At 60.9% G+C, this 6,572-nt stretch carries 5 protein-coding genes; all 5 read left to right on the top strand.

The window, feature by feature from the left end; translation table 11 throughout:
- Positions 1 to 162 precede the first annotated feature (162 nt).
- The 5 genes from ACKJSM_RS18405 (at position 163) to ACKJSM_RS18385 (ending at position 6,572) form a co-directional block, all read left to right on the top strand.
- Positions 163 to 939 carry a DeoR/GlpR family DNA-binding transcription regulator gene (locus tag ACKJSM_RS18405; protein WP_236179912.1) on the top strand — a complete coding sequence of 259 codons (777 nt, stop codon included), beginning with the start codon at positions 163 to 165 and terminating at the stop codon, positions 937 to 939.
- A 2-nt stretch (positions 940 to 941) separates the two neighbouring features.
- On the top strand, positions 942 to 2,774 hold the full coding sequence (gene glmS, locus ACKJSM_RS18400) for a glutamine--fructose-6-phosphate transaminase (isomerizing) (RefSeq protein ID WP_410238503.1): 1,833 nt from the start codon (positions 942 to 944) through the stop codon (positions 2,772 to 2,774).
- A gap of 71 nt (positions 2,775 to 2,845) precedes the next feature.
- Positions 2,846 to 3,772 (top strand): LysR family transcriptional regulator, encoded by a 927-nt coding sequence (locus ACKJSM_RS18395; RefSeq protein WP_410238502.1) that lies wholly within the window; start codon positions 2,846 to 2,848, stop codon positions 3,770 to 3,772.
- A gap of 104 nt (positions 3,773 to 3,876) precedes the next feature.
- A complete protein-coding gene (locus ACKJSM_RS18390) occupies positions 3,877 to 4,503 on the top strand; it encodes a glutathione S-transferase family protein (protein WP_236179906.1) in 627 nt (208 codons plus the stop codon).
- 38 nt (positions 4,504 to 4,541) lie between these two features.
- Positions 4,542 to 6,572 (top strand): pyridoxamine 5'-phosphate oxidase family protein, encoded by a 2,031-nt coding sequence (locus tag ACKJSM_RS18385; protein WP_410238501.1) that lies wholly within the window; start codon positions 4,542 to 4,544, stop codon positions 6,570 to 6,572.

Below are 6,572 nucleotides of genomic sequence, written 5' to 3'. Positions count from 1 at the left end.
ATGTGTTTGCTCGCACGAACATCATCAACCAAATCGGCGTTCTTGTTTCTATGTTTCCCGGGATTCCGTGAAGAACCCTTTTTTATGGGCGTCGGCTTGACGATTTGCAGTTGATAGGTTTTGATTGCTTCCGTTATCTTTCGAATCGAAACTTAATCAGCCATGTCGAAACGCAACACACCTCAGCGCCGTCACAACATTCTGGCTTTGCTCAATGAGCAGGGCGAGGTGAGTGTGGATGAACTGGCCAAGCGCTTCGAAACTTCGGAAGTTACGATTCGCAAGGATCTCGCCGCCCTGGAAAGTCATGGCTTGCTGCTGCGTCGCTATGGTGGCGCGATCACCATGCCGCAGGAGCTGGTGGCAGACACCAGCCTTAACGTTTCCAAATACAAACAGGCGATTGCCCGCGCTGCCGTCACACGCATCCGCGAGCACGCCCGCATCATCATCGACAGCGGCAGCACCACCGCCGCGATGATCCCTGAGCTTGGCCTGCAGCCGGGCCTGGTGGTGATGACCAACTCCCTGCACGTGGCCAATGCCCTGAGCGAACTCGAACACGAGCCTGTGCTGCTGATGACCGGTGGCACCTGGGATCCGCACTCGGAATCCTTTCAGGGCCAGGTCGCCGAGCAGGTACTACGCTCTTACGACTTCGACCAGTTGTTTATCGGTGCCGATGGCATCGACCTGGTGCGTGGCACCACCACCTTCAATGAATTGCTCGGCCTGAGCCGGGTGATGGCGGAAGTGGCGCGGGAAGTGATCGTGATGGTCGAGGCCGACAAGATTGGCCGCAAGATTCCCAACCTGGAGCTGCCATGGAGCAGCGTCCATACCCTAATTACCGATGATCGCCTGCCCCTTGATGCGCGCGATCAGATTCAGGCTCGCGGTATCAACTTGATTTGCGCGACTGTCAGTCAGGAGAAATAAGCATGTGTGGAATTGTCGGCGCGGTAGCTGAACGTAACATCACCGCCATTCTGGTCGAAGGCCTCAAGCGCCTGGAATACCGGGGCTATGACAGCGCCGGTGTTGCGGTGTACACCAATGACGGCGCGCTGGAACGCACCCGTCGTGTCGGCAAAGTCAGCGAACTCGACGCGGCGCTGGCCGAACATCCGCTGGTTGGCCGTCTCGGTATTGCCCATACCCGCTGGGCCACCCACGGTGCGCCGAGCGAGCGCAATGCCCACCCGCATATCTCCGGTGACGTCGCTGTCGTGCACAACGGCATCATCGAAAACCACGAAGCGCTGCGCGAACAACTCAAGGCGCTGGGTTATGTGTTCACCTCGGACACCGACACCGAAGTCATCGCCCATCTGCTGACCGAAAAACTCAAGTCGTTGCCCGACCTCACTGACGCTCTGAAGGCTGCGGTCAAGGAGCTGCATGGCGCTTACGGTCTAGCGGTCATCCACGCACAGCAACCGGATCGACTGGTTGCTGCTCGCAGCGGCAGTCCGCTGGTGATCGGTCTGGGCCTGGGCGAAAACTTCCTTGCTTCCGACCAACTGGCCCTGCGTCAGGTCACCGACCGCTTCATGTACCTGGAAGAGGGCGATATCGCCGAAATCCAGCGTGACAAGGTGCAGATCTGGGACGTGACCGGCAAAGCCGTCGAGCGCCAGACCGTGCAGTACACCGACGGTGCGGAAGCCGCCGACAAAGGCGAGTTCCGGCATTACATGCTCAAGGAAATTCACGAGCAGCCATCCGTGGTGCAGCGCACCCTGGAAGGTCGGTTGAGTGCGGACCAGGTGCTGGTGCAGGCGTTTGGCCCGCAAGCGGCGGAATTGTTCGCCAAAGTGCGCAACGTGCAGATCGTGGCGTGTGGCACCAGCTATCACGCCGGCATGGTTGCCCGTTACTGGCTCGAAGAGCTGGCCGGGATCCCGTGCCAGGTCGAGGTTGCCAGCGAGTTCCGCTACCGCAAGGTGGTGGTGCAGCCGGACACCCTGTTCGTCACCATCTCCCAGTCCGGCGAAACCGCCGACACCCTGGCCGCCCTGCGCAACGCCAAGGAACTGGGTTTCCTGGGCAGCCTGGCGATCTGCAACGTCGGCATCAGCTCGCTGGTGCGCGAATCCGACCTGACCCTGCTGACCCAGGCTGGTCGTGAAATCGGCGTGGCCTCGACCAAGGCGTTCACCACGCAGCTGGTCGGTCTGCTACTGCTGACCCTGTCTCTGGGTCAGGTGCGCGGTACTTTGGGTGAAGGCGTTGAAGCCACGCTGGTCGAAGAACTGCGCCGCTTGCCAACCCGTCTGGGCGAAGCCCTGGCGATGGACAGCACCGTGGAAAAAATCGCAGAGCTGTTCGCCGAGAAGAACCACACCCTGTTCCTGGGCCGTGGCGCGCAATTCCCGGTGGCGATGGAAGGGGCCCTGAAACTCAAGGAAATCTCTTATATCCACGCCGAAGCTTACCCGGCCGGCGAATTGAAACACGGGCCGCTGGCGCTTGTGGATAACGACATGCCGGTGGTCACCGTTGCACCGAATAACGAGCTTCTTGAGAAGCTCAAGTCCAACCTGCAGGAAGTCCGCGCCCGCGGTGGTGAACTGATCGTGTTCGCCGACGAAAAGGCCGGGATGACCAACGGCGAAGGCACCCACGTGGTGCAGATGCCGCACATCCACGACATCCTGTCGCCGATCCTCTACACCATTCCGCTGCAATTGCTGTCGTACTACGTCGCCGTGCTCAAGGGCACCGACGTGGATCAGCCGCGCAACCTGGCGAAGTCGGTGACGGTGGAATAAGTTATCCACAGTTGATGACCCCATAAAATCGCAGCTCCGGCTGCGATTTTTTTATCCGGATCGAGGGCACCATGGATCGCTTCCAGGAAATGCAGGTTTTCGCCATCGTTGCCCAGGAACAGGGCTTTTCCGCGGCCGCGCGGCGCTTGGGTCTGTCGGCAGCCAGCGTGACCCGGGCGGTGGCGGCGCTGGAGCAGCGGATCGGCACGCAGTTGTTGATCCGTACCACCCGCAGCGTGCATTTGAGCGAAGCGGGTCTGCGTTATCTGGAAGACTGTCGGAGAATTCTCGCCGAAGTGCAGGAAGCGGAGGATTCCGCTGCCGGGAGTCATACTCAGCCCCGTGGGCAGTTAACGGTGACGGCGCCTGTTTTATTCGGCGAACTGTTTGTCACGCCGGTAATGGCGCGTTATCTGACGCAATATCCGGATGTTTCCATCAACGCCCTGTTGCTTGATCGAGTGGTCAGCATGGTCGAGGAGGGCATCGACGTCGCGGTGCGTATTGGCGAGTTGCCGGACAGCAATCAGCATGCGATCCGGGTCGGTGAGGTACGACGGGTGATTTGCGGCTCGCCGGAATACTTCGCGGTTCATGGTCGGCCTACCCATCCACAGGCATTGGCCGGGGCGCCGGTGGTGGCGACTTCGGCCATCGGCCAGCAGCGCAGTTGGCCATTCATGGAGCACGGTGAACTCATCGGGGTAAAACCGGAGCCGCGCCTGGTGGTCACGGCCAATCAGGCTGCGATCACAGCGGCGTCGCTGGGCCTGGGTCTGACCCGGGTGCTGTCTTATCAGGTGGCCAGCAAGGTCGCTTCCGGCGAACTGGAAATCGTCCTCGCCGAGTTCGAACTGCCTGCACTGCCGATCCACGTGGTGTATCAGGGCGGGCGCAAGGCGCCGGCGCGTGTGCGTAGTTTTGTCGACTTCATGGTCACAGCGTTGCGTGAGCATACTGCCTTGAAAGATGCCGCTTTATTTCATCCAGAGAAATAATGGATTGCATTTGCTGGTGATTCTGTTGTTTTCGCGATGAGGGGAATATGGCTCCCACGGCCACCGTCCATCCTGAACGGCGCCATCATCCAGCGGAGTCGACCATGCAAGCGATCAAACTCTACAACTTCCCGCGTTCCGGCCACGCCCATCGCGTCGAACTGATGTTGTCACTGTTACAACTGCCGACCGAGCTGATCTTCGTCGATCTGGCCAAGGGTGAGCATAAACAGGCGCCGTACCTGGCCATCAACAGCTTTGGCCAGGTTCCGGCCATTGATGACAATGGCGTGGTACTGGCCGATTCCAACGCGATTCTCGTTTATCTGGCACAGAAATACGGCAATGGCCGCTGGCTGCCAAGCGATCCGGTCGGCGCCGCGCAGGTGCAGCGCTGGTTGTCGGCAGCCGCCGGGCCGATTGCTTTCGGTCCTGCCGCCGCCCGCCTGATCACGGTGTTCGGGGCGAAGTTCAACGCCGAGGAAGTCATCACCCGTGCGCACAATTTTCTCAAGGTAATGGACCTGGAACTGGGAAAAACTCCTTACCTGGTGGGTCGCGAACCGACCATCGCCGACGTCTCGGCCTACAGTTACATCGCCCATGCGCCGGAAGGCAATGTGTCGCTGGATGACTACGCTAACGTTCGCGCCTGGCTCTCGCGCATCGAGGCGCTGCCCGGTTTTGTCGGCATGCCGCGCACCGTTGCCGGCCTGCAAACCACCGTCTGACATTCAATCTGCGCCGGCGGCGCAGGGGAGAGACCGTGATGGAACGTTCACCGTGGCACGCTGGCGAGCAACAGTTGCAGGCCCATGTCGGCGTTGCCGAGCGCATGGAGGAATTCGGCCGTAAGGTGATTCGCACCTGGATGCCGGATCAACACCGCCAGTTCTATCAGCAATTGCCTTTCATGCTGTACGGCGCGGTGGATGCCGAAGGTCGGCCCTGGGCCAGTGTGCTGGAGGGAGAGCCGGGCTTTGCTCACTCTCCCGAGCCGACGCAACTGCAGTTCGCAAGCCTGCCGGCTGCTGATGATCCTGCACAGTTACAGGCTGGCGCCGCGATCGGTCTGCTTGGCATCGAGCTGCACACCCGTCGGCGCAATCGGCTCAATGGCCACATCGATAATCTCGACGCGAACGGCTTCGGGCTGACGGTGGATCAGTCGTTCGGCAACTGCCCGCAATACATTCAATTGCGTCAGTTTCAGCGGGTGCCGCTGACGGATCCGCAGACCCGCAAAGCCGAACACCGTGACAGCCTCGATGCCGCCGCCATTGCGCTGATCGAAAGCGCCGACACCTTCTTTGTCGCCAGTTACGTCGATGTCGACGGCGAGCGTTCGGTGGATGTTTCGCACCGCGGCGGTCAGCCCGGTTTTGTGCGGATCGAGGGCAATCGCCTGACGATCCCGGATTTTGCCGGCAACCTGCACTTCAACACGCTCGGCAATCTGCTCATCAATCCTTTGGCCGGATTGCTGTTCATCGACTTTTCCACAGGCGATGTGTTGCAGCTCAGCGGCCGCACCGAGATCATTCTCGAAGGTCCACAGATCGAGGCTTTCCAGGGCGCCGAGCGCCTGTGGACATTCGAGGTTGAGAAACTGGTGCGGCGTCCGGCAGCGCTGGCTCTGCGCTGGCGCTTTGACGGCATGTCACCCACCAGCCTGCTGACCGGTAACTGGGCCCAGGCCGATGCACGGTTGCAGGCCAAGGCATTGGGTGACAGCTGGCGGCCATTGCGGGTGGCCAGGATCGAAATGGAAAGCCGTCATATACGGTCGATCTATCTGGAGCCGGATGATGGGGCGGGATTGCCGGTGTTTCTCGCCGGGCAGCATCTGCCGTTGCGTTTCACCCTCGATGGCGAGGTGCACATCCGCACCTACAGCCTGTCGGGCGCGCCATCGGATGATTTTTTCCGGATCAGCGTCAAACGCGAAGGACGGGTGTCGACGCACCTGCACGAGCAGATTCGCGTGGGCGATGTGCTGGAGGCGCGCTTGCCCCAGGGGCATTTCACCGTAGCGGCGCTGGAGCGCCGTCCATTGGTGTTGTTGGCGGCCGGGGTCGGCATTACGCCGTTGCTGTCGATGCTGCGTGAGGTGGTGTATCAGGGCCTGCGGACCCGACGGATTCGTCCGACCTTGTTTGTTCAGAGTTCCCGCAGCCTCGCCGACCAGCCGTTCCGCGCAGAGGTGGATCGGTTGCTGGAGGAGGCCGGTGATGCGGTGAAGGTGTTGCGGGTGCTCAGCCAGCCGGAGGACGATCTGATCGAAGGAAAGGACTTCGACCTGCGTGGCCGCATCGATGGCGATCTGTTGCGCAATCTGCTGACCGATGAGGACTTTGATCAGGTCGATTTTGTGCTCTGCGGTCCCGGCGGGTTTACCCAAGGTATTTACGACACCTTGCGAGAACGGGATGTGCGGGATGGGCAGATCCACGCGGAAACCTTCGGCCCTTCGACCCTCAAGCGCCAAGCCGATCCGGACGCGGTCGTGATCGAACAACCGCCGGCTGCGACCACGTCGGTACCGGTAGTGTTCGAGCGTTCGGCCAAGGAAGCGCGCTGGCAGCCCGAGGGTGGCAGTTTGCTGGAGCTGGCGGAAAGTCGCGGCCTGCGTCCGGAATTCAGTTGCCGAGGGGGTTCGTGCGGCACCTGCAGGACGCGGCTGATCAGCGGCGCGGTGAATTATCCACAGCCTCCGGCGGAAGTGCCGGAGGAGGGGCAAGTGCTGATTTGTTGCGCGGTACCGGCGCAAAGTGCCGAGCCACTGGTGCTGGATCTGTAA

Source organism: Pseudomonas sp. PHC1, from assembly GCF_046487845.1.
GTDB classification, from domain to species: Bacteria; Pseudomonadota; Gammaproteobacteria; order Pseudomonadales; family Pseudomonadaceae; genus Aquipseudomonas; species Aquipseudomonas sputi.
Note: the sequence above shows the minus strand (reverse complement) of the source record. Positions and strands in the feature narration are given on the sequence as shown.

Excerpts from the sequence above, each read along its gene's own strand:
- ACKJSM_RS18395 (WP_410238502.1), top strand. The coding sequence starts at position 2,846 with ATGGATCGCTTCCAGGAAATGCAGGTTTTCGCCATCGTTGCCCAGGAA.
- glmS (WP_410238503.1), top strand. The coding sequence starts at position 942 with ATGTGTGGAATTGTCGGCGCGGTAGCTGAACGTAACATCACCGCCATT.
- ACKJSM_RS18385 (WP_410238501.1), top strand. The coding sequence starts at position 4,542 with ATGGAACGTTCACCGTGGCACGCTGGCGAGCAACAGTTGCAGGCCCAT.
- ACKJSM_RS18390 (WP_236179906.1), top strand. The coding sequence starts at position 3,877 with ATGCAAGCGATCAAACTCTACAACTTCCCGCGTTCCGGCCACGCCCAT.
- ACKJSM_RS18405 (WP_236179912.1), top strand. The coding sequence starts at position 163 with ATGTCGAAACGCAACACACCTCAGCGCCGTCACAACATTCTGGCTTTG.